At 70.8% G+C, this 22,279-nt stretch carries 17 protein-coding genes; 11 read left to right on the forward strand and 6 right to left on the reverse strand.

What is annotated here, in order from left to right:
- Nucleotides 1-153: 153 nt before the first annotated feature.
- Complete coding sequence (locus ACIBG7_RS01905) at nucleotides 154-1,626, forward strand: BTAD domain-containing putative transcriptional regulator (RefSeq protein WP_397334864.1); 1,473 nt, start codon at nucleotides 154-156, stop codon at nucleotides 1,624-1,626.
- Between the two features lie 336 nt (nucleotides 1,627-1,962).
- Here the strand turns inward: ACIBG7_RS01905 and ACIBG7_RS01910 are convergent, their stop codons facing one another.
- Both ACIBG7_RS01910 and ACIBG7_RS01915 read right to left on the reverse strand, forming a co-directional pair.
- Nucleotides 1,963-3,111: an AAA family ATPase gene (locus ACIBG7_RS01910; RefSeq protein ID WP_357917286.1), complete on the reverse strand. Its 1,149-nt coding sequence runs from the start codon at nucleotides 3,109-3,111 to the stop codon at nucleotides 1,963-1,965.
- 165 nt (nucleotides 3,112-3,276) lie between these two features.
- A complete protein-coding gene (locus ACIBG7_RS01915; protein WP_397334865.1) occupies nucleotides 3,277-5,151 on the reverse strand; it encodes a hypothetical protein in 1,875 nt (624 codons plus the stop codon).
- 153 nt (nucleotides 5,152-5,304) lie between these two features.
- On the opposite strand from ACIBG7_RS01915, the gene ACIBG7_RS01920 reads away from it, so the two are divergent.
- Both ACIBG7_RS01920 and ACIBG7_RS01925 read left to right on the forward strand, forming a co-directional pair.
- Nucleotides 5,305-5,613 carry a hypothetical protein gene (locus tag ACIBG7_RS01920; protein ID WP_357917280.1) on the forward strand — a complete coding sequence of 103 codons (309 nt, stop codon included), beginning with the start codon at nucleotides 5,305-5,307 and terminating at the stop codon, nucleotides 5,611-5,613.
- A complete protein-coding gene (locus ACIBG7_RS01925; protein ID WP_397334866.1) occupies nucleotides 5,613-7,577 on the forward strand; it encodes a hypothetical protein in 1,965 nt (654 codons plus the stop codon). The genes ACIBG7_RS01920 and ACIBG7_RS01925 overlap by 1 nt, the downstream gene beginning before the upstream one ends.
- 10 nt (nucleotides 7,578-7,587) lie before the next feature.
- Here ACIBG7_RS01925 and ACIBG7_RS01930 read toward each other — a convergent pair whose 3' ends face one another.
- Complete coding sequence (locus ACIBG7_RS01930; protein ID WP_397334867.1) at nucleotides 7,588-8,031, reverse strand: hypothetical protein; 444 nt, start codon at nucleotides 8,029-8,031, stop codon at nucleotides 7,588-7,590.
- A gap of 127 nt (nucleotides 8,032-8,158) precedes the next feature.
- Here ACIBG7_RS01930 and ACIBG7_RS01935 point away from each other — a divergent pair, with 127 nt between their 5' ends.
- Nucleotides 8,159-8,824 (forward strand): Uma2 family endonuclease, encoded by a 666-nt coding sequence (locus ACIBG7_RS01935; RefSeq protein ID WP_357917272.1) that lies wholly within the window; start codon nucleotides 8,159-8,161, stop codon nucleotides 8,822-8,824.
- On the opposite strand, the gene icmF is transcribed toward ACIBG7_RS01935, so the two are convergent.
- The 3 genes from icmF to ACIBG7_RS01950 all read right to left on the reverse strand — a co-directional run bounded on the left by icmF (nucleotide 8,825) and on the right by ACIBG7_RS01950 (nucleotide 13,715).
- On the reverse strand, nucleotides 8,825-12,025 hold the full coding sequence (gene icmF, locus ACIBG7_RS01940; RefSeq protein WP_397334868.1) for a fused isobutyryl-CoA mutase/GTPase IcmF: 3,201 nt from the start codon (nucleotides 12,023-12,025) through the stop codon (nucleotides 8,825-8,827).
- 52 nt (nucleotides 12,026-12,077) lie between these two features.
- A complete protein-coding gene (locus ACIBG7_RS01945) occupies nucleotides 12,078-12,785 on the reverse strand; it encodes a CHAP domain-containing protein (protein ID WP_357917266.1) in 708 nt (235 codons plus the stop codon).
- A gap of 159 nt (nucleotides 12,786-12,944) precedes the next feature.
- Complete coding sequence (locus tag ACIBG7_RS01950) at nucleotides 12,945-13,715, reverse strand: PP2C family serine/threonine-protein phosphatase (RefSeq protein WP_357917263.1); 771 nt, start codon at nucleotides 13,713-13,715, stop codon at nucleotides 12,945-12,947.
- A gap of 54 nt (nucleotides 13,716-13,769) precedes the next feature.
- Here ACIBG7_RS01950 and ACIBG7_RS01955 point away from each other — a divergent pair, with 54 nt between their 5' ends.
- The 7 genes from ACIBG7_RS01955 to ACIBG7_RS01985 all read left to right on the forward strand — a co-directional run bounded on the left by ACIBG7_RS01955 (nucleotide 13,770) and on the right by ACIBG7_RS01985 (nucleotide 22,198).
- The gene (locus ACIBG7_RS01955) at nucleotides 13,770-15,494 is read left to right on the forward strand and encodes an N-6 DNA methylase (RefSeq protein ID WP_357917261.1); all 1,725 of its coding nucleotides are present in this window, start codon (nucleotides 13,770-13,772) and stop codon (nucleotides 15,492-15,494) included.
- A gap of 39 nt (nucleotides 15,495-15,533) precedes the next feature.
- A complete protein-coding gene (locus ACIBG7_RS01960; protein ID WP_357917259.1) occupies nucleotides 15,534-16,439 on the forward strand; it encodes a serine/threonine-protein kinase in 906 nt (301 codons plus the stop codon).
- A gap of 87 nt (nucleotides 16,440-16,526) precedes the next feature.
- Nucleotides 16,527-17,885: a GH1 family beta-glucosidase gene (locus ACIBG7_RS01965; RefSeq protein ID WP_397334870.1), complete on the forward strand. Its 1,359-nt coding sequence runs from the start codon at nucleotides 16,527-16,529 to the stop codon at nucleotides 17,883-17,885.
- A gap of 97 nt (nucleotides 17,886-17,982) precedes the next feature.
- Nucleotides 17,983-19,332: an ABC transporter substrate-binding protein gene (locus tag ACIBG7_RS01970; RefSeq protein WP_357917253.1), complete on the forward strand. Its 1,350-nt coding sequence runs from the start codon at nucleotides 17,983-17,985 to the stop codon at nucleotides 19,330-19,332.
- Nucleotides 19,333-19,335: 3 nt separating this feature from the next.
- Nucleotides 19,336-20,295 carry a sugar ABC transporter permease gene (locus ACIBG7_RS01975; RefSeq protein ID WP_357917250.1) on the forward strand — a complete coding sequence of 320 codons (960 nt, stop codon included), beginning with the start codon at nucleotides 19,336-19,338 and terminating at the stop codon, nucleotides 20,293-20,295.
- Nucleotides 20,292-21,206, forward strand: a complete 915-nt coding sequence (locus ACIBG7_RS01980) for a carbohydrate ABC transporter permease (RefSeq protein ID WP_357917247.1) — start codon at nucleotides 20,292-20,294, stop codon at nucleotides 21,204-21,206. The genes ACIBG7_RS01975 and ACIBG7_RS01980 overlap by 4 nt, the downstream gene beginning before the upstream one ends.
- On the forward strand, nucleotides 21,203-22,198 hold the full coding sequence (locus ACIBG7_RS01985) for a LacI family DNA-binding transcriptional regulator (protein ID WP_357917244.1): 996 nt from the start codon (nucleotides 21,203-21,205) through the stop codon (nucleotides 22,196-22,198). The genes ACIBG7_RS01980 and ACIBG7_RS01985 overlap by 4 nt, the downstream gene beginning before the upstream one ends.
- The last annotated feature ends 81 nt before the right edge of the window (nucleotides 22,199-22,279 follow it).

Genomic DNA, 22,279 nt, shown 5'->3' on the forward strand with positions numbered 1-22,279 from the left:
ACAGTGTGAGATCAGAGAGTTTCACTTGAGTTCCAGGCCCGTTTCTCGCCGATCAGCCAATGCGGCACCCAGGCAGGCTTTATCCTCCTTTAGTCAAAAATCACTGCGCATCCTCCTGGAGCGACCATGGAATTCGGGCTGCGATTCGGAATCTTGGGCGCTCTGGAAGTCAGCGAAGGCGACCGCGTGCTGCCCGTCCGATCAGGCAAGCAGCAGGCCCTGCTGGCGCTCTTCCTGTGCCGCCCGGGCGCGGTCGTCCACAGCGACCTGCTCATCGACTCGCTCTGGGGCCCCGACGCCGGCGACCAGGGCGGTCGGCGGCTCCGCCTCCAGCTCCACCGCCTGCGCCGGCTCCTCGGCACCGCCGAGGTCATCGTCCACCGCACCAACGGCTACGCCCTGCGCACCCCGATCGACGCCGTCGACGCCCGCCGCTTCGAACGCCTCGCCCACGAAGGGCGCCAGACCCTCATGGCAGGTCGGCTCGCCGGGGCCAGCGACCTCCTCCGTGCCGCCCTCGGCCTCTGGCGTGGCCCCGCCTTGTCCGGCCTGGACGCCACCCCCGTCCTTCACCAGGAGGCCACCCGGCTGGAGGAGGAACGGCTGGCCGTTCATGGCGACTGCATCGACGCCGACCTTCGCCTTGGCCGCCACTCCGAGCTCATCGGGGAGCTGTCCGTGCTCGTTCGGGAGCATCCCTTGCGGGAGCGGTTCCGGGCGCAGTTGATGCTTGCCCTCTACCGCTCCGGCCGCCAGGCCGAGGCCCTCGCCTCGTACCGGGACGCTCGGCGGCACCTTTGCGAGGCGCTTGGGCTTGAGCCGTCGGCGGAGCTTCGGCGGTTGGAGCTGGCCATCCTCACGAACGACTCCTCCCTCAACCCCACCGACCGCCCACCCCTCATCCTCCCCGCCCCCCTGGTTGTCTCCACGCCCACTGTCGGCGCTCCGTCAACCTTCGGGACGCCCAATATCGGCCCTCCCCCAACCTTCGACTCCACCCCCACGCCCGGCGCTCCCTCAACCTTCGACTCCACCCCCGCCACCGGCGCTCCCTCAACCTTCGACTCCACCCCCGCCACCGGCGCTCCCTCAACCTTCGGCTCCACCCCCACCCTGAGTCCCGCCCCCGGCCCCCGCACGACTCCCGGTTCCACCGCCACTCCCAACCCCGGCTTCACCGCCAGCCCCACCACCCCCAACCCCGGTCACACCCCGGATCCCACCCGCCGCCTCGCCGCCACCTCCAGCCCCACCCCCGACCCTGCCGCCTCCGCCTCCGCCCCCACGCCCCCCTTTAGTCCCGCCGCCGGCCCCGCCACCTCTAATCCCACCTCTGACCCCCTCCCCGCCCACCCCGCCGCGACCCCCAGCCCCAGCGCTAACCCGGGCGCCGCCGCAACCCCCGGCCTCACCACTGACCCCGATGCCGCCTCCGCCAACACCCCCGCGTCCGCCCCTGCACCCGCCCCTGCTAACCCAGCGTCGCCTTCTGCCCTCGGTGGCCCGCCACCGGCTGCCCCACCTCCCGAATCGCCGCCCCGCCCTCGCCGCCACCAGCGCGTCCACCCCCGCCGCCCGCACTGCGCGCTCTGCACACCGGCGATCCGACCCGAGCGCCGGGGCTGAGCCGGACTCTGTAGTCACCCCGCTCGCGACCGCACAGGATCATCACCCTCCCGCGCAGCCTCTCGCCGCATCGGTGGGGCGGCGGCCAGGTCCCCGCCGCACAGGATCACCACCGTCCCGCACGGCTTCTCGCCGCATCGGTGGGGTGGTGGCGGGGTCCCGCCGCACAGGAGCACCACCCTCCCGCACGACCTCTCACCGCATCGGTGGGGCGGCGGGCGGGCTGCCCACCGCACAGGAGCACCACCCTCCCGCACGGCCTCTCGCCGCATCGGTGGGGTGGGGGTGCGGGGTGGTCGCCGTACAGGGGGCATCCCCAGGCTGGAAAGCGGTGGGTCAGCGTTTGGGCCAGGTCCAGGCGGGGCCGTCGAGGGGGCCGTGGCCGGAGATGGTGGTCTCGCCGAGCTCCTTCACCAGCTCAACCGTCTGTGCCCCCTGGTCACGCAAGGCGGCCACGAGAGGGCGGGCGTGGCTGACCAAGACGATCTGGGTGGTACGTGAAGCAGTCGCCACCAGGTCGGCGAGGGGGGTGAGGAGGTCGGGGTGGAGGCTGGTCTCCGGCTCGTTGAGGACGAGGAGCGCGGGCGGCCGGGGGGTGAGCAGGGCGGCGACGAGGAGCAGGTAACGCAAGGTGCCGTCCGAAAGCTCGGCGGCGGTCAACGGGCGCAGCAGGCCGTGTTGGCGCCAGCCGAGTTCGAGGCGGCCGCCACCCAGCGGGACGATCTCGACCCGGCTGCCGGGGAAGGCGTGTTCGACGGCCTTGGCGAGCGCGTCGGCGTCGCCGATCTCGTTGATGGTCTGGAGGGCGGCGGCCAGGTCGGCGCCGTCGTGGCCGAGCACGGGGGTACGGGTGCCGATCTGGGCGTGCCGGGCCGGGGCGGCGGCGTCGGTGCGCAGGTGGTCGTAGAACCGCCACGAGCGCAGCCGCTCACGGACGCTGACGAGGTCGAGGTCCATCACCTCGGTGAGCATGCTGTCGAAGGGGCTGAGACGGTACGGCACGTGCTCCCAACCGTCGGAGCCGCGCAGGCGGACGACCGGGCCGCGGCGTTCGGCCAGGAGGGTGGCGGGCCGGAGGATGGGGCCACCCCAGGCGGACTCGGCCTTGATCTCGGGATCGTGGTTGAACAGGCTCTCGCCGGGGATCGGGATGCCGAAGTCGACGGCGTAGCCGAGGTCGTCGCCGGCGAAGCCGAGCTTGAGGCTGATCCGCCCGGACCGGACGGTGCCCTGGACCGGGCGCTCGCCCCGGCGGACCGCCCCGCCGGGGTGTTCCAGGCCGGCCCACAGGGTGGACTCCAGGCCGCCTTCCCTGGCCAGCGCGCCCACGGCCCCGCCGAGCCCGGCGTCGGCGAGCAGGCGCAGGGCGCGGTAGAGGTTGGACTTGCCGCTGCCGTTGGCGCCGGTGATCACGGTGAGCTGGGAGAGCTCGAGCACCAGGCTGCGGATGGAGCGGTAGTTCTCGACGGCCAGGGTGGTAATCATCAGGGCGAGCGTACGCCGCCCCGCCGACAGAAACCGGCAGCCGAGGCGGACCGCCCAAGCGACAGAGTGCGGGCAGGCGGGCGTCCACGCGGCAGGAACCGCAGACGAGCGCGGGCCGTGCACAGTCCACGGGTGGAAGGCGGGGCGAAGGTGGCGCGAGGCGCGTCAGCGGGGGCGGTAGCTGCAGCGGAGGCCGGTGTGGACGCCGGCCTTGAGCTCGGCCCCGATGACGGGGTCCACCTCGGCGATGCGGGCCAGCGCCCGCCGGATGGCCTTGCCGACCGCGATGCGGGCCCGCTCGTCGCTGCCCGTGAAGCTACGCACCCGCCCGCCCAGCCCGGTGGCGGCGGCGAGTTCGGCGATGAGCCAGTCCCGCTCGGCCCGCAGCGCGGTGGCCCGCTCGGTGTCGTACATCGCCTCCAGTTCCTCGATGTCGCTCTCCAGCTCGTTGAGCCGCTCCTTGTAGGTGCGTTCGGCCTGCCCGTCGAGCAGGGGCTGGTTGGTCACCCCGTCCTCCGACCCGCCGGCCAGGTCGGCGGCGCGGATCTCGCGTCCTGGGTTGGCCAGCAGCGTGGCCAGGTAGCCCATCCCCACGCTGTGGTCGACCAGCGCGACGCGCCCGCCGAGCTCGACGTGCCACTGGCGGCCCCGCCGTTCGACGTGCGCGCGCGGGGTGGACTCGGCCGGCAGCGCCATCCCGAGCTCGGCCGCCTCGTCCTCGGCCTGGGCGCGTTCGCGTCGCGCGCTCTCGTCGCCGGGTCCGTGCCGCCGGGCCAGCGCCTGGGCGAGCCGCCAGCGGGACAGCACCGCCGCCGGCCAGTGCCCGAGCGCCAGGTTGTCGCGCACCGCGGCCCGGAAGTGCTGGATCGCCAGGTCCACCGCCCCCGTGGTCAGCGCAGCGACCCCGAGGGCGTGCTGCGCCGAGCCGAAGCAGGTCGCACCCAGGCTGACGATCATGGGCAGCTTCGCGTACGGCAGCAGCCGCTCGTAGAGCTGTGCCGCGGTCCCCGCGTCCTCGATCTCGCAGGCCGTCTCCGCCATGCCGTACAGGGAGACGAGCAGGATGCTGGAGCTCGGCAGGTCGCCGCCGCGCAGCCGGGCTAGCAGGCCGGAGGCGAGGCGGCGGTTGCCGGTGCCGGCGGCGGCCATCGCCAGGGCGGCGGTGTAGGAGTAGTCGAGGGTGGACAGGTCGGGCGAGTTGACCAGTTCGGTCAGCGCGGGGACGAGCTCGCCGAGCCGGCCCTGGAACCAGCGGATGGTCAGGATCTGCGCGCCGTACCAGATGGTGGCGTCGATGTCGCCGGCGGCGGCGCCGCTCTCGGCGCATTCCAGGGCGAGTTCCTCGGCCTCGGCCAGCCGGCCGGCGCGGATGGCGAGCATGACGTCGATGGCGCGGACCACGAAGGAGCCGGCCAGGTGCTCGCGGCGCTTGAGCGTGCCGCGGAGTTCGGCCAGGGAGCGGGTGGCGTGCGGCTCGCCGGCGAGGAAGAGGTCGACGGTCCGCCAGACCAGGCCCATGACCAGGTCGCCGTGCCGTCCGGTGTGCGAGGCCTGGCCGATGAGCTCCTCGGCCAGTTCGAGGCGGAGCGGGCCGTACGCGGGGCCGAGCAGGCAGTGGTGGGCGAGGCTGAGCGCCTCGGCGACGGCGACCATGTCGCCGGCCAGCCGGGCCTGGGCCAGGACGTGCAGGATCGCGGTGTGCCGGCCGGTGCGGTAGTCCTCCTCCGCGCACAGCCGGGCGCGTAACCGCAGGGCCAGCGGCGATCCGGGCTCGACGGCGGCCAGGGCGCGCTTCTGGCGGGCGCGGACCGCCGCGGCCTCGGCGGCCGTGCGGTGCTCGTGCACCCAGACGCCGCCCAGCCCGAGTGCCGCGCGGGCCAGCCCCTCGCCGTCACCGCCGAGTTCGGCCGCCCGGTAGGCGGACTCGAACCAGCGCCGGCCGGCGCGCAGGTCGCCTTCGGCGTGCAGGGCGTGCTCGCCGCCCTTGAGCGTGAACTCGAGGTCCGGGCACCCGTCGGACTGGCGCACATCGCTCACCATCGGTGTAACCCCCTATCGGGTCCAGTGAGACGGGTGCCGGTTGCGAGCCGGTTGAACGGCACTTTCACGCTGGATCCACAATTCGCGGGAATGATGCACTTATGTCTCCCTAGGATCGGGTGCCACTCCGGATGCAGAAGGGAGGCAGCCACCATGGGGGACAAAATGGTGCCCAACCCCAAACTCTCCGCGCTGAAACAGCTTCGGGGCCAATGGCTGGCCCAGCACGAATCGGTCAAGACCGCCCTGGACCGGCCGGCCAAGGACTTCGGCGGCGGCGAGGTCATCAGCGGCCCGTGGCGTGACAAGGTGGCGCCCGAGGTCACCGGCCGGCGCGACAGGGTGAACAAGCTGGCCGAGTCCGTGCTCGGCGCCATCGACGCCGCCATCGCGGCGGAGCCCGCGGAGGTCACCGAATCGGAGGCGCAGACCTTCCGCTGGATGCGCAAGGGGAACATCTGATGTCCGGTTTCAGCGGCATGCACTGCGGCCAATTCAAGATGACCGTGAGCGCCATGTCCACCGGCGCGAGCACGCTGAGCGCGGTCAAGGGCCGCTTCTCCCGCGACTTCGGCGACCTCGGGATCGACACCTCGCTGCTCACCCAGCTCGCCGCCATCGGCGATGACATCGCCAGGATCGTCCCCGAGGCCCGGCGCCGCCTCGACCTGGGCATCGCCCTCGAACAACGCCGCGACCCCTGGGCCACCCAGCCGGAGAGCAAGACCTTCGTGCCCGAGCCGCCGATGACCCTCGCCGAGGCGCAGGCCAAGGGCAAGGAACTGGCCGCCCGGCTCAACGCCCTCAACCGCACCGACGGCGCCAGCGCCGAGGAGATGCACAAGGTCGCCCAGGAGCTGGAGAAGTACCTCGCCGACCCCGAGGTCATGGCGGCCTTCTTCACCAGCCTCGACCCGCCCCACCGGCTCACCATGCTCCCGAGCCTGCTCTACGCCACCGGCAGCAAGACCGCCGCCCAGGACCTGGAGATCTTCTCCAAGGCCCTCGGCGTCGCGCTCAGCGCCCAGAACCTCGCCACGCCCGGCATGGACAAGGTCAAGACGCTCCTCACCGACCCCGGCGACCCGCGCAACAAGGCCGACGCCTGGAACAAGCTCGCCCTCCTGCAGTACGGCAAGTTCCCCACCGACGTCGTCAAGGCCGTCGCCGGCGCCACCCTCAACGACTTCGCCAAGAATCCCGACCAGGACTTCCGCGGAGGCTTCGCCACCTCCCGCGGGTACGGCGGAGCCGTCTCGGAGGACAACGTCGCGCTCGCCCTCAACCTGCTCGGCAAGGACCCCGTCGCCGCCCGCGACACCCTGTGGGGCATGAACCCGGGCGACTACCGCAAGACCTTCGACGCGCTGCTCGGCTACTCGCGGATGAACGACGATGTCGGCGACGCCCTCGGCCGCGCCGTCGAGGCCGGCTCCGGCGTGCACGACGAGCAGCCGGGCAAGCACTCCCCCGGCGCCTCGCAGTTCGCCTTCGAGTTCATGCTCGCCGCCGGCGCCAAGGGCCCGGAGGTCAACTGGAGCCTCAAGGACTCCCTGTCGAAGCTCGGCGTCTCCTACAAGCACGAGCTGGCCACCGGGGCGCGCTTCGACGACGCCCTGGGCCGCGGCTCCAGCCGGCAGGAGCCGCCCAACTTCTCCAAGGTGCCCGGCCTGACGCCCAGCTTCTACCTGAGCCAGCAGGACACCTACAACTTCCTCAAGACCTTCGTCGACCACGACCAGGCGACCCAGGACTTCGACGTGGAGATGGGCGCCTTCCGCAGGGAGCTGCTCACCGAGGCCGCCCGGGCCGACGCCGACGCCATCGCCAGGACCGGCAAGGACCCCGGCTACTTCCAGCTCGCCTCGCGCGTCATGGGCAACCTGGCCGGGCTGGAGTACGCGGCGACCGCCAAGGTCCGCGGCGACATGGACGAGAGCGACAAGAAGTTCCGCGGCCTGATGAAGGACCTGCTCACCGTGGGCGTGATCGACCGCATCCCCGGCGGCCGCGGGGCCGTGCTGGTCGGCTGGGAGGCGCTGAAGTTCGCCACCGGCAAGGGCCTGGACTCGTGGGTGGAGGGCGACCAGGACGCCACCCGGGTGGCCAAGCTCAACAACGGCCGGGACGCGGCGACGGTGATCCAGCGCTACGAGCTGGCCTACATCCTGCTGGAGGCCGGCTACCCCACCGAGCACCCGTTCCCGCCCGAGCTGATGAAGGACGGCAAGCCCATCCCCATCGAGGAGCTCATGAAGGACAAGAACGCCGCCGACAAGCTGGTCCAGATCTCCGACTGGATGGACAAGAACGACGTGGACGGCGACGGCTCGACCTTCGACAAGAAGGTGGACATCGCCTCCGCCACGGGCAGCAGCCGCGAGGCGGAGGCCGAGGCCAAGACCAAGTACGAGAAGAAGAAGTGAGCCGCCGGGCCTAGCCGCAGGCGGTCTCGCCCTTGACCTGCACGGCGACCTCGTCCCCGGCGCCGGGGGTGAGGACCGCCGTGAAGGTCAGGCCCTCCTTGGTCCAGGTGAGGGTGCGCGAGTCGGTCCTGTCCGCCTGGTCGGCGGCGGTCGCCGGGGTGTAGCCCACCTCGGTGAACCGGTCGCTGACCAGGGTCTGCAGGCTGTCGAGCCGGTTGTCCGGGTCGGCCTCGGCGTAGGCGATCCCGGTGGTGGCGGCGAACACCCGCTTGGACCCGCCGTCGCACGGCTGGTCGGCGTCGGCCCGTGCGGTGATCTTCGGGGCGACCCAGTCCTTCCAGGCCATGATCTTCTCGCCGTCCGCGGCGAGTTGCTCGCCCGTCGCGGACGAGGAGCCGCCGCAGCCGGCCGCCAGTACGGCAAGCGCGAGGAGTACCACGAGTCGCCGGAGCACGGATTCGACCTCCTTTGCCGGGATCGCCCAGCCTAGCGGCCAGGGGCCTTCCGGCGTTCGGCGTACGCTGAGGAAGGCCGGTCCCTACGATGAACGGGAGCATCGCGTGAGGGAGGAGTCACAGAGGATGACCATCGCCGACGTCTCGCCGCACCGGGTGCAGCTTCCCGACACGGCGTTCCAGATGTGGCTGTCAGGCGAGCTCGACGCCTACCTTCACATCCCCGACGACGGTTCCCGTGTCGAGATCATCGATGGGAAGATCATCGTGTCCCCAGCCCCCCGCTTCCGGCACGGCGGCATCCTCCAGCAGCTCTCCAACCTGCTCGACCGCGAGCTGGTGAAGGACCCCGGCTACCGGTGGCGCTGCGTCCAGAACAACAGCCTGGCCTTCATGGCCGAGGAGAACGGGTACATCCCCGACCTTGTCGTCATGGACGTCGACCTGTACGAGGACGCCTGGAACGCCAACCTCCGCCACCTGGTGCCCGACCAGGTGGAACTGGTCGTGGAGGTGACCTCGCCCAGCACAGCCGTCCAGGACCGGCCCCCGACGGGCAAGACGTCGGGCCGCGGCAAGTGGTGCGGTTACGCCCGGGCCGAGATCCCCTACTACCTGCTGATCGACCTCGATCCGAAGGTCGCTCAGGTCACCCTGCACTCCATCCCCGACGCAGCCGCCGGCGCCTACCTGCACACCGAAGCGTGGAAGCTGGGCGAGACCGTGGTGCTGCCCGACCCGATCGGGGTGAGTGTCCCGACCGGGTCGTGGCAGGTGTGGAGCGAGGAGTAGCTACACGTTCCGCCGGTACTGCCCGCCCGCCTCGAAGAGGGCGTCGGTGATCTGCCCGAGTGAGCAGACCCTGGCCGTCTCCATCAGCACCTCGAAGGCGTTCCGGTCGGACATGGCCGCCTCGCGCAGCCGGCGCAGCGCCTCGGGGGCCTCGCTGCGGTTGCGCTCCTGGAAGCCGGTGAGCCGCTGGAGCTGCGACTGCTTCTCCTGCTCGGTGCCGCGGGCGAGTTCGAGCTTGCGGGGCGCCTCCTCGGCCGCGCCGCGGAAGGTGTTGACGCCGATGATCGGCAGCGAGCCGTCGTGCTTGCGCGTCTCGTACACCATCGACTCGTCCTGGATCTTGCCGCGCTGGTAGCCGGTCTCCATCGCGCCCAGCACGCCGCCGCGGTCGGACAGGCGCTCGAACTCGCGCAGGACCGCCTCCTCGACCAGGTCGGTGAGCTCGTCGATGATGAAGGAGCCCTGGAGCGGGTTCTCGTTGCGGGCCAGGCCCCATTCCCGGTTGATGATGAGCTGGATGGCCATGGCCCGCCGTACGGACTCGGCCGAGGGGGTGGTGACCGCCTCGTCGTAGGCGTTGGTGTGCAGGCTGTTGCAGTTGTCGTAGATGGCGATGAGCGCCTGCAGCGTGGTGCGGATGTCGTTGAAGTTCATCTCCTGGGCGTGCAGCGAGCGGCCCGAGGTCTGGATGTGGTACTTCAGCTTCTGCGAGCGTTCGGCGGCGCCGTACTTCTCGCGCATGGCCACCGCCCAGATGCGGCGGGCCACCCGGCCGAGGACGGAGTACTCGGGGTCCATGCCGTTGGAGAAGAAGAACGACAGGTTGGGCGCGAAGTCGTCGATCTTCATGCCGCGGGCGAGGTAGGCCTCGACGTAGGTGAAGCCGTTGGCCAGGGTGAAGGCGAGCTGGCTGATCGGGTTGGCCCCGGCTTCGGCGATGTGGTAGCCGGAGATGGAGACCGAGTAGAAGTTCCGCACACCGTTGGCGATGAACCATTCCTGGATGTCGGCCATCATGCGCAGGCTGAACTCGGTGGAGAAGATGCAGGTGTTCTGGCCCTGGTCCTCCTTGAGGATGTCGGCCTGCACGGTGCCGCGGACGGTGGCCAGGGTGCGGGCGCGCAGGTCGGCGGCCTCGGCGTCGGAGGGCGCGCGGCCGTGCTCGGCCTGGAAGCGCTCGACGGCCTGGTCGAGGGCGGCGTTGAGGAAGAAGGCCAGGATGGTCGGAGCGGGCCCGTTGATGGTCATCGACACCGAGGTGTTGGGCGCGCTCAGGTCGAAGCCGTCGTAGAGGACCTTCATGTCGTCGAGGGTCGCGATGGACACCCCGCTGGTGCCGACCTTGCCGTAGATGTCGGGGCGCAGGTCGGGGTCGTTGCCGTAGAGGGTGACCGAGTCGAAGGCGGTGGACAGGCGGGTGGCCGGCTGGCCCTCCGACAGCAGCTTGAAGCGGCGGTTGGTGCGGAACGGGTCGCCCTCGCCGGCGAACATCCGGGTCGGGTCCTCGTCGTCGCGCTTGAACGGGAAGACGCCCGCGGTGAACGGGAAGCGGCCCGGCAGGTTCTCCCGGCGCAGGAAGGACAGCAGGTCGCCGTGGTCCTCGAAGCGCGGCAGGGCCACGCGCGGGATGCGGTTGCCGCTGAGGGTCTCGCGCCAGAGCGGGGTGTGGATCTCCCGGTCGCGGACCTTCACCACCAGTTCCTCGGCGCTGTACTGCTCGCGCAACGCGGGCCATTCGGCGAGCAGGCGGCGGCTCTCCTCCGACAGCTCGTTCTCGGCCACGCCGTGCAGCCGCTCGACCTCGCCTGCCGTACCGGCGTCGAGCAGGTCGCGGACGGCGGCGAGCTGCTGGCGGCGGCGCGCGATGGCCGCCTGGGCGGCGGTCTCGTCGTGGTAGCCGCGCACGGTCTCGGCGATCTCGGCGAGGTAGCGCACCCGGGCGGGCGGCACGATGGCGGCGGCGGTCTGCGAGGTGCGGCCCTCGACGGGGGCCAGCAGGCCGGGTCCGGCGGGCAGCCCCCGCTCGGCGAGCAGGCCGCGGAGGTGCTGGTAGAGCGCGGTGACCCCGGCGTCGTTGTAGCGGGCGGCGATGGTGCCGAAGACCGGCATGTCGTCGGGCTTGACGCCGAAGGCGCCGCGGTTGCGGACGAGCTGGCGGCGCACGTCGCGCAGGGCGTCCTCGGCGCCGCGCCGCTCGTACTTGTTGATCACGACGGCCTCGGCGAAGTCGAGCATGTCGATCTTCTCGAGCTGGGAGGCCGCGCCGAACTCGGGGGTCATGACGTAGATCGGCACGTCCACGTGCGGCACGATGCCCGCGTCGCCCTGGCCGATGCCCGGCGTCTCGACGATGATCAGGTCGTATCCGGCCGCCCGGCAGGCGGTGATCACGTCGTCGAGGTGCGGCGGCACCTCGGCCGCCGCGCCGCGCGTGGCCAGGGAGCGGAAGTAGGTCTGCGGCCCGAGCGCGTTCATCCGGATGCGGTCGCCGAGCAGCGCGCCGCCGCCCTTGCGCCGGGTGGGGTCGATCGCGATGACCGCGATGCGCAGCTTGTCGTCGTGGTCGAGCCGGAAGCGCCGCAGCAGCTCGTCGGTGAGCGAGGACTTGCCGGAGCCGCCGGTGCCGGTGATGCCGAGCACGGGGGCGCTGCGCCCGGCCGAGCGCAGGCCGCTCAGCAGCTCGTCGGAGGCGATGCCGGTCTCGATGAGGGTGATCGCGCGGGCCAGGGCGGCCTGGTCGCCGGAGAGCACGGCCTCGACCGCGGGCGGCTCGACCAGGGGCTCGTCGCACTCGGCGATGAGCTGGTTGATCATCCCGGGCAGGCCGAGACGCTGGCCGTCCTCCGGGGAGAAGATGCGGGTGACGCCGTGCGCGTGCAGCTCGGCGATCTCCTCGGCCACGATCACCCCGCCGCCGCCGCCGTACACCTTGATGTGCCCGGCGCCGCGCTCGCGCAGGAGGTCGACGAGGTACTTGAAGAACTCGACGTGGCCGCCCTGGTAGGAGCTGATCGCGATGCCCTGCACGTCCTCCTGGATGGCGGCGGTCACGACGTCCTGGACTGAGCGGTTGTGCCCCAGGTGCACGACCTCCGCGCCCTGGGTCTGGAGAATGCGCCGCATGATGTTGATCGCGGCGTCGTGGCCGTCGAACAGCGCCGCTGCGGTCACGAACCGTACGGGGTGGGCCGGTACGTGCACGTCCTGTCACTCCTTCGTGAGGTGCCGCTACGAAAGATACTAGGACGTCCTACTATTTCCCAGCTCCCGCCTTCTCCCGCTTCTCGTAAGGATGCAGTCGAACCGGTGTCGGCAGGGGTGCCGGCTCGGCGATCGGCCGGCGGTGAACGCCGCGGCGGCCGGTGAACCGGAACGCTCCAACCACGATGCTGAGCACCATGCCGAGCAGCAGCGTCAGCGGGATGATCGGCCCGGCGAGGAACGGCTCGGGCGCGTCGCGCTCGCTCAGCACCTTGACCGTCTCCAGCGGGCTCTGCGCGTCGGCACTGGGAACCGTACGCGGGGCCTGGAGGGCCTCTTTGACCTTGCGGGGTAAGCCGTAGCCGACCACCTTCTCGTCGGTGCGGGTCTTGCGCTTGAGCCAGACGCGGTCGACGTTGGCCTCGATCGTGTGGATCTTCTTGCCCGCCACCCGCTCGACGATGCCGACATGGTCGATGCCCTTGTAGGACTTGCCGCCCTGCCAGTCGAAGAAGACCAGCGCGCCCGGCTCCGGGGTGGCCGACCAGGCGTTCTGGTTGATGAACCAGGCGGCGTGGGAGGGGGTCCAGGCGAACTGCCCGACATACTGCGCGACCCCCGCCTTGTCGGCGGCCCAGGCGAGAAACATGTCGCACCAGGGCGCGTTGCGGTACTGGGAGTCGTTGAGACGATCCGCGTACCACTCGCCGAACTTGGTGTGCTGGCCGCCCTTCTCCCGGTAACCGAGTTCGGGGCGCACCACTTCGAGGAGATCTTCACCGATCGGATCCAGGACGACTCCCTTTGCGAAGAAGAGAAACGAGCGGCTATCGATGGACTGTAATCGCCGCTTCGCCGACCTGCGCCGGACATCCCGAAGTTGTCAATCTCTGAGGTGAAATACCGCGGGTGTGACGGATCAGGCGCCGGCGCCCACCCGGAAGACCGTCTCGTCGCCCTCCCCGGGCGCCACCACATCGGCCACGATCACGGTCACGTTGTCGGGCGAGCCGCCGTCGTTGGCCAGATCGATCAACCGCTGGACGGCGGCGGCCTGGTCTGCCAACGTGGTCAGCACCTCGTGCAGGGTCTCCGGTCCGAGCACGTTGGTGAGCCCGTCGGAGCACAGGAGGTAGCGATCTCCAGGCTGCGCCTCGCGAAGCGCCATGTCGGGCTCCGCCCTGCCCTCGCTGCCGAGCACGCGCAACACCATCGACCGGCGCGGGTGCACCGCCGCCTGGTCCTCGGTGATCCGCCCCTCGTCCACCATCGACTGCACCAGGGTGTGGTCCTTGGTCATCTGGTAGAGCGCGCCGTCGCGCAGCAGGTAGCCCCGCGAGTCGCCGAGGTGCGCCAGCGCGAAGGCGTAGCCGTCCCACAGCAGAGCGGTCACAGTGGTCCCCATGCCGCGGCGGGCCGGGTCGATCTCCGCCAGCTCGACGAGCCGGCGTCCGGCCTCGTGGATCGCGCCTTCCAGCGCGGCCTCCAGGTCGGCCCCGGTCTCGGGCAGCTTCGTGTCGAGCTCGCGCATCACCGCGATGGCCGCGGAACTGGCCAGTTCACCCGCCGCGTGGCCGCCCATGCCGTCCGCCACCGCGAGCAGGCGCGCGCTCGCGTAGCCCGCGTCCTCGTTCTGCTCCCTGCGGCGGCCCACGTCTGATCCTGCGGCATAGCGGATGTTGTGCTTCATGGACACCAGTAAATCATTGGTTGAAAGACTTCACAAGCGTGCTACGGTGGATTCATGGACCAGGATCCCGCCTACGACACCGTGAACGCCGGCGACATCGCCAGGCTCGCCGGTGTCGGCCGGGCCGCGGTCAGCAACTGGCGGCGTCGCCACGACGACTTCCCCCAGCCCATCGGCGGGACGGCCAGCCAGCCCCTGTTCTCGCTGCGCCAGATCGAGGGATGGCTTCGCCGTTACGGCAAGTCCTACCAGGTATCGCTCGCCGACCGGGTGTGGCAACGCCTGAAAGCGGCAGGAGATTTGCACCTCGGCGACGTGCTCGCCGAGGCCGGGGCGCTCCTGACCGGCCAAGATCACGCTTTGCAGCCGGACGTGGCGGCCCTGGTGAGCGAACTCGCCGCCGAGCAGGGCGCCGCGCGGGCCTACGAGACGCTCTGCGAACGTTACCTGGAGGCGCACTCGCGCCAGCTCTCGGTCACCCGCGAGGAGCTCGCCGCGCTCATGCTCGGCGTCGTCGGCGAGGGCACGCTGCTCGACCCGGCCTGCGGGGTCGGCACCCTGCTGCTGGCCGCCGCGCCGCAGCGCGCGCTGGGCCAGGAGCTCAGCCCCACCTCCGCCCGGATCGCCGCCGCCCGGCTGCGGCTGCGCGGGATCGAGGCCGAGATCGTCGCCGGCGACGCCATGCGCCAGGACGGCTTCCCCGGCGAACGCGCCGACGGGGTGATCTGCGACCCGCCCTTCGGCGAGCGGTTCTGGGGCTACGAGGAGCTGACCGGCGACCCCCGCTGGGAGTACGGCGTGCCGCCGCGCGGCGAGCCCGAGCTCGCGTGGGTCCAGCACTGCCTCACCCACGTACGGCCCGGCGGCCTGGTCGCCATCCTCATGCCGCCCGCCGCGGCCAGCCGCAAGGCCGGTCGCCGCATCCGCGCCAACCTGCTGCGCGCCGGCGCGCTCCGCGCCGTGGCCGGCCTGGGCGCGGTCGATCTGTGGGTGCTGCGCCGCCCCCGGGCCGGCGAGCGGCCGCCGTCGGAGGTGCTGCTCACCGAGGGCGACGCCGCGACCGTCGCCGAGGCCCTGGCCAAGCACGAGCAGAACGTGCGGATCATCGACCTGCTCACCGACGACGTGGACCTCACCCCGGCCCGCCACCGGCGCCAGGACGACGTCGGCCGGCGCTTCGCCGAGACCCGCGCGCGCTTCCTGGCCACCAGCGTGCCTCCGCCTGACCTGGAAGTGCTCGACCGACCGGACGAGCACCCGTCCACCACCGTCGGCGACCTGGTCAAGGCCGGGCTGGTCACCGTCCTGCTCGCCCCGCCGCGACTGGCGCTCACCGGCGGCGAGCTGCCCGTCCTGACCGCCGACGACCTGCTGTACGGCACGCCGCCCTCGGGCCGCGTCGACCCCGGCGCCGAACTGGTCGCGGTCGAGCCGGGCGACGTGGTCGCCTCCTACTCCAGCGTCCGCGTGATCACCGCGCCGGGCGCCTTCCTGGGGCCGCATCTGACGCTCTACCGGGTCGATCCGGACCGGGTGGACCCCGACTTCCTCGCCGGCTTCCTGCGGGCCGCTGGGAGCCGCGCCAGCACCGGCTCCAGCCGCTTCGACGCCCGCCGTACCCGCCTGCCGCGGGTGCCGCTCCAGGAGCAGCGCCGCTACGGCGAAGCCTTCCGCGCGCTCGTCGCGATGGAGGACGCGCAGCGTGAAAGCGCCTCTCTTGGGCAGACACTTGTCCGCCTGGGTTTCGAGGGGTTGACGGAAGGCCACCTGCGCCCATGACGGTGTAGTTTTGCCGGGAACGACTGGGGAGGGGGAGAGATGGTCATCGGAGACCGCTACGTTCTCGACGACCTTCCCCTCGGCCAGGGCGGCATGGGCGCCGTCTACGCCGGCCACGACCGCCATCTCGACCGCCGCGTCGCGGTGAAGCTGCTGCGCTTCCACAGCGACCCCGACGAGGAGCTGGAGCGGCGCTTCATCCGCGAGGCCCGCATCCTGGCGCGGCTCGAACACCCGGGCGCGCCGGTGCTCTACGACTTCGGCACCCACGAGCAGCGGCTCTTCCAGGTGATGCAGTTCATCGAGGGCGTCACCATCGCCGACGTGGTGAGCGAGCACGGACCGCTGCCCGTGCCGTGGGCGTGCGCGATCGCCGCCCAGGCCGCCGCCGTCCTCGCCGCCGCGCATGCGCTGTCGATCTGGCACCGCGACCTCAAGCCGACCAACCTCATGCTCTGCCCGGACGGCAGCGTCAAGGTGCTCGACTTCGGCCTGGCGATGTTGCGCGAGGCCGACATGAACCTGCCGCCCGGCAAGCCGCAGCTCACCCGGATCGGGCAGATCCTCGGCACGCCCGCGTACATGGCGCCCGAGCAGATCCAGGAGGGCGTCTCCGACGCGCGCAGCGACCTGTACTCGCTGGGCTGCGTGCTGCACGAGATGCTCACCGGCGAGCCGATCTTCACCGGCCCGACCGACTATGTGGTCTTCGAGAAGCAGGTCAAGGAGCTGCCGCCGGCCGTACCCGGAATCTCCCGTGAGCTCGCGGAGCTGCTGGGGGCGTTGCTGGAGAAGAAGCCGGAGGACCGGCCGGCCGACATGGACGCGCTGTACGCGCGGTTAGAGCCGTTCGCGGTCGACCTGGGGATGCTCCCCGGTTTCCTGACCGAGGACCCGAGCCCGGAGCGGATGTACGCCCGGCTGCTCGGCCGCGTGCTTCCGTAGCATTTTCCACCGTTGACAGGATTCCTCCGGTGCGCCACTCTCATGCGAGAGAGCGCTCTCTCCTTGATCATTTCGGGGGCTGCATCGATGAGGACTTTTCCCGCCGGTTTCGTCTGGGGCGCCGCCACGGCCGCCTACCAGATCGAGGGGGCCGCCAAGGAGGACGGGCGCGGTCAGTCGATCTGGGACACCTTCTCCGCCACACCGGGCAAGGTCGCGGGCGGCGACACCGGCGAGACCGCGACCGACCACTACCACCGCTACCGCGAGGACGTGGCGCTGATGCGCTCGCTCGGCCTGGGGGCCTACCGGTTCTCGGTGGCCTGGCCGCGCGTCCAGCCGGACGGCGGAGGCGCGGTCAACCCGCTGGGGCTGGGCTTCTACGACCGGCTGGTGGACGAACTGCTGGCCGGCGACATCACGCCCTACGTCACCCTCTACCACTGGGACCTGCCCCAGGCGCTGGAGGATCGCGGCGGCTGGGCGAACCGGGACACCGCCTACCGCTTCGCCGAGTACGCGCAGGCCGTCCACGACAAGCTGGGCGACCGGGTGCGCGAGTGGACGACGCTGAACGAGCCGTGGGTGGCCGCCTTCCTCGGTTACGGCAACGGCGTGCACGCGCCGGGGCGCACCGAGCCCGCCGACGCGCTACGGGCGGCCCACCACCTGCTGCTCGCGCACGGGCTCGGCACGAAGGTGCTGCGCGAGGCCGGCGCCGAGCGGATCATGCTGGTGATCAACAGCGCGCCGGTGTTCACCCCCGCGCAGGTGCACGACCCGGCCGCGCCGGTGTCCGAGGCCGACGCGGAGGCGGTCGCGCGGATCGACGCGCTGCTCACCAGGCAGTTCCTCGACCCGGCGCTCCGCGGGCGCTACCCCGAGGAACTCGTCGCCGCGCACGCCCCGCACGTCCGCGACGGCGACCTGGAACTGATCAACCAGCCGATCGACCTCGTCGGCATCAACTACTACAACCCGACCGTCGTCGAGGCCGCTCCCGGCACGCCCGCCGACCCGGCCTGGCCGGGCTCGCAGGGCGTGCGCTTCTGCCCGGTCGACGGGCCGGCCACCGCGATGGGCTGGCCCATCGTGCCCAGCGGCCTGTCGCGGCTGCTGGTCCGGCTGGGGCGCGACTACCCCGAGGTCGGCCTCATGGTCACCGAGAACGGCGCGGCCTTCGACGACACCGTCGAGGACGGCCGCGTGCACGACGCCGACCGGCTCGACTACCTGCGCACCCACCTGCGGGCCGTGCACGACGCCATCGGCGAGGGCGCGGACGTGCGCGGCTATCTCGTCTGGTCGCTGCTGGACAACTTCGAATGGGCGGAGGGCTATCGCAAACGCTTCGGCATCGTGCACGTGGACTACGGCACGCTCACCAGAACCCCGAAAGACAGCGCCCTCTGGTACAGGGACGCCGTCAGCGCCAACGCAGTGTAAGCACATGGGAGCGCTCTCCGTAATCATCCCGGTATTGACATCGTTACACGGGTTTAACAGCTTAGAGAGCGCTCCCACATTTATGGAGGCTCACCCCATGTCGAAGCGCCCACTCCTGGTCGGAACCATAGGCCTCGCCCTCGTCGCGACGGGCTGCGGCAGCAGTACCCCCGAGAACAAGCCCGCCGCCACCGGCGGCGCACCCGCCCCGGTCTCGGCCGAGTGCAAGCCCTACGAGACGTACGGCAAGCACGAGGGCACCAAGGTCACCATCTACTCCCCCATCCGCGACAAGGAAGCCGACCTGTTCCAGGAGACCTGGAAGCAGTTCTCCGAGTGCACCGGCATCAAGGTCACCTATGAGGGCACCGGCGAGTTCGAGGCGCAGATCCAGGTCCGTGTCGACGGCGGCAACCCGCCCGACCTGGCCTTCTTCCCCCAGCCCGGCCTCCTGGAGCGCTTCGCCAAGGCCGGCAAGCTCAAGCCCGCCTCCCCCGAGGTCACCAAGCTCACCGACGAGGGCTGGTCGCCCGACTGGAAGAAGTACGGCACCGTCGACGGCACCTTCTACGCCGCCCCGCTGGGCGCGAGCGTGAAGTCGTTCGTCTGGTACTCGCCCAAGATGTTCACCGAGAACGGCTGGCAGGTCCCCAAGACCTGGGCCGAGCTCATGACGCTGACCGACACCATCGCCGCCAAGGGCATCAAGCCCTGGTGCGCGGGCATCGAGTCGGGCGACGCCACCGGCTGGCCGGCGACCGACTGGATCGAGGACATCATCCTGCGTGACCTCGGCGCAGACGCCTACGACCAGTGGGTCACGCACAAGCTGCCGTTCAACGACCCCAAGGTCGTCGCGGCGGTCGACAAGGTGGGCGCGATCCTGAAGAACGACAAGTACGTCAACGGCGGCTACGGCCCGGTCAAGTCGATCGCCTCCACCGCCTTCCAGGAGGGCGGCGTCCCGATCACCACCGGCAAGTGCGGCCTGCACCGCCAGGCCTCCTTCTACGCCAACTTCTGGCCCGAGGGCACCAAGGTGGCCGAGGACGGCGACGTCTTCGCCTTCTACCTGCCCGGCAACGACACCAGCTCCAAGCCGGTCCTCGGCGCGGGCGAGTTCGTCGCCGCCTTCACCGACCGGCCCGAGGTCAAGGCGATGCAGCAGTACCTCGCCACCGCCGACTTCGCCAACGCCCGGATGAAGCTGGCCACCTACGTCTCCGCCCGCAAGGGCGTCGACCTGGCCAACGCCCAGAACCCGATCGACAAGCTGTCGATGGAGATCCTGGCCGACCCGCAGACGGTCTTCCGCTTCGACGGCTCCGACCTGATGCCGGCCGCCGTGGGCGCGGGCACCTTCTGGAAGGAAATGACCGCCTGGATCAACGGCAAGGACACCAAGTCGGCGCTCGACGCCATCGACAAGTCCTGGCCCACCGACTAGTCGATGAACCACGATTTCGACTTCGGCGCCGAGCAGCCCAAGCTGGTAGTGCTGCTGCTCGGCGTCGTCGCCTTCCTCGCCGTGGTCGGCCTGATCCTGCTGCTGCTCGACCGGTTCTCCTCCCGGCCCGGGCTGATCCTGCTGACCCCCGCCCTGGTGCTGCTGACCATCGGCCTCGCCGTACCGACCGTGCGGACCGCGCTGCTGTCGTTCATGAGCGGCGACAGCCGGCGCTTCGTCGGCGTGGACAACTACCTCTGGATGCTGACCCAGCCCGAGGGCCTGCTCACGCTGCGCAACACGCTGCTGTGGGTGGTGCTCGTGCCGGTGCTGGTCACCAGCATCGGCCTGGTCTACGCCGTGCTGGTCGACCGCTCGCGCTTCGAGGCGCTGGCCAAGTCGCTGGTCTTCATGCCCATGGCCATCTCCTTCGTCGGCGCGGGCATCATCTGGAAGTTCGTCTACACCTACCGCCCCGAGGACGCCGACCAGATCGGCCTGCTCAACCAGATCGTCGTCTGGCTGGGCATGGAGCCGAGGCAGTGGCTCCAGGAGCCGCCGCTGAACACCTTCTTCCTGATGGTGGTCCTGATCTGGATCCAGGCCGGTTTCGCCACCGTGGTGCTGTCGGCGGCGATCAAGGGCATCCCGTCCGAGATCATCGAGGCCGCCCGGCTGGACGGCGCGGGCCCGTTCGCCATGTTCTTCCGCGTCACGCTGCCGTCGATCCGCCCGGCGGTCCTGGTCGTCCTGGTCACCCAGGCGATCGGCACGCTCAAGCTCTTCGACATCGTGCGCACGATGACCAACGGCAACTTCGACACCAGCGTGATCGCGGTCGACATGTACAACAACGCCTTCCGCTTCGGCGAGACCGGCAAGGGCGCGGCCCTGGCCGTCTTCCTGTTCGTGCTGGTCATGCCGATCGTCTGGTACCAGAGGAAACTGCAGAGGACCCGATGAGCAGCTCAACCGTCCGCGTCCGCAGCCGCCTGGCCACCAGGACCGCGAGCCTGGCCGCCCTGCTGATCGCGGTCCTCTGGACCACCCCCACCTTCGGCCTGCTGCTGTCGTCCTTCCGGCCGGAGGACGAGATCAAGTCCACCGGCTGGTGGACCTTCTTCGGCAGCCCGTCCTTCACCCTGGAGAACTACCAGGACGTGCTCTTCGGCACCTCGTCCTCCTCCGGGCAGCTGTTCCGCTTCCTGATCAACTCGATCGTCATCACCGTGCCCTCGGTGCTCTTCCCGCTGGCCCTGGCCGCCTTCGCCGCCTACGCGCTGTCGTGGCTGAACTTCCGCGGGCGCAACTGGATCTACATCGGCATCTTCGCCCTGCAGATCGTGCCGCTCCAGATGGCGCTCGTCCCGCTGCTGTCCTTCTTCTCCCAGGGGGTGGAGATCTTCGGGCTGCAGGTGCTGCCCGCCTGGGACCTCGGCGACAGCGGACGCTTCGTCCAGGTCTGGTTCGCCCACACCTGCTTCGCCCTGCCGTTCGCCGTCTTCCTGCTGCACAACTTCATGGCCGAACTGCCCGGCGAGCTCATCGAGGCCGCCCGGGTCGACGGCGCGACGCACGGCGCGATCATCCGCCGGGTCGTCCTGCCGCTGGTCGCGCCCGCTCTGGCCACCTTCGCGATCTTCCAGTTCCTCTGGGTCTGGAACGACCTGCTCGTCGGGCTCATCTTCGCCGGCGGCACCGCCGAATCCGCTCCCATGACGGTACGGCTGGCGCAGATGGCCGGCACCCGCGGCGACGAATGGCAACGGCTCACCTCCGGCGCCTTCGTCTCTGTCATCATTCCTCTCGTGGTCTTCCTCTCGATGCAGCGCTACTTCGTCCGCGGACTCCTCGCCGGAGGGATCAAGGGATGAAGCGGCCGACCCTGGAGGCGGTGGCCGCCCGGGCGGGCGTCTCCCGCGCCACCGTCTCCCGCGTCGTCAACGGGCAGACCACGGTCGCCCCGCACATCCGTGACACCGTGCTCCGCGCGGTCGAAGAACTCGGGTACGTCCCCAACTCGGCGGCGCGCAGCCTGGTCACCCAGCGCACCGACTCCGTCGCGCTCGTCGTCTCCGAGCCGCCCACCCGGGTCTTCTCCGAAGACCCGCTCTTCGCCACCGTCATCCGCTCGGCCAGCGTCGAGCTCGAAGCCGCCGACAAGCAGGTCGTGCTCATGCTGGCCGGGTCGGCCAAGTCGCACGCCCGGGTGGAGCGGTACATCGCCGGGGGGCATGTCGACGGGGTCATGCTCATCTCCATGCACGGCGCCGATCCCCTGCCGGCCGCCATCGCGCGCATGCGCGTGCCCGTCGTCTCGTACGGCAGGCCTGCCGTACCGATCGACATCCCCTACGTCGACAACGACAACATCGGCGGGGCCTCCGCGGCGGTCCGCCACCTCGTCTCGCTGGGCCGGCGCCGCATCGCCACCATCGCCGGGCCCCTCGACATGATCGGCGGCCAGGACCGGCTGGCCGGCTATCGCCGGGTCGTGGGCGACTCCGACGCCCGCTCGATCGTCGCCGTCGGTGACTTCACCCGCGAGTCCGGCGCGGTCGCCATGCGGCAGCTCCTCCGGGACGACCCCCAGCTCGACGCCGTCTTCGTCGCCAACGACCTCATGGCCGTCGGCGCCCTCCAGGCCCTGCGCCAGGCCGGCCGCCGCGTGCCGGACGACGTCGCGGTGGTCGGCTTCGACGACATCGAGGCGGCCAAGTACACCGACCCGCCCCTCACCACCATCCGCCACCCCGTCGCCGAGCAGGCCTCCACCATGGTCCGCCTGCTGCTCGGCCTCTTCCACACCGGCACCGCCGAACCGGTCATCCTCCCGACCGAACTCATCATCCGCGACTCCGCCTGACCCTTCCCCAACAGCCGCTCGTCCCCGGTCCCCCACCCGCCGCCCACCCACCCTCCCGCCCCCGGTCCTGCTGTGGCTGGG

This window comes from Nonomuraea sp. NPDC050328, assembly GCF_044459405.1.
GTDB lineage: Bacteria > Actinomycetota > Actinomycetes > Streptosporangiales > Streptosporangiaceae > Nonomuraea.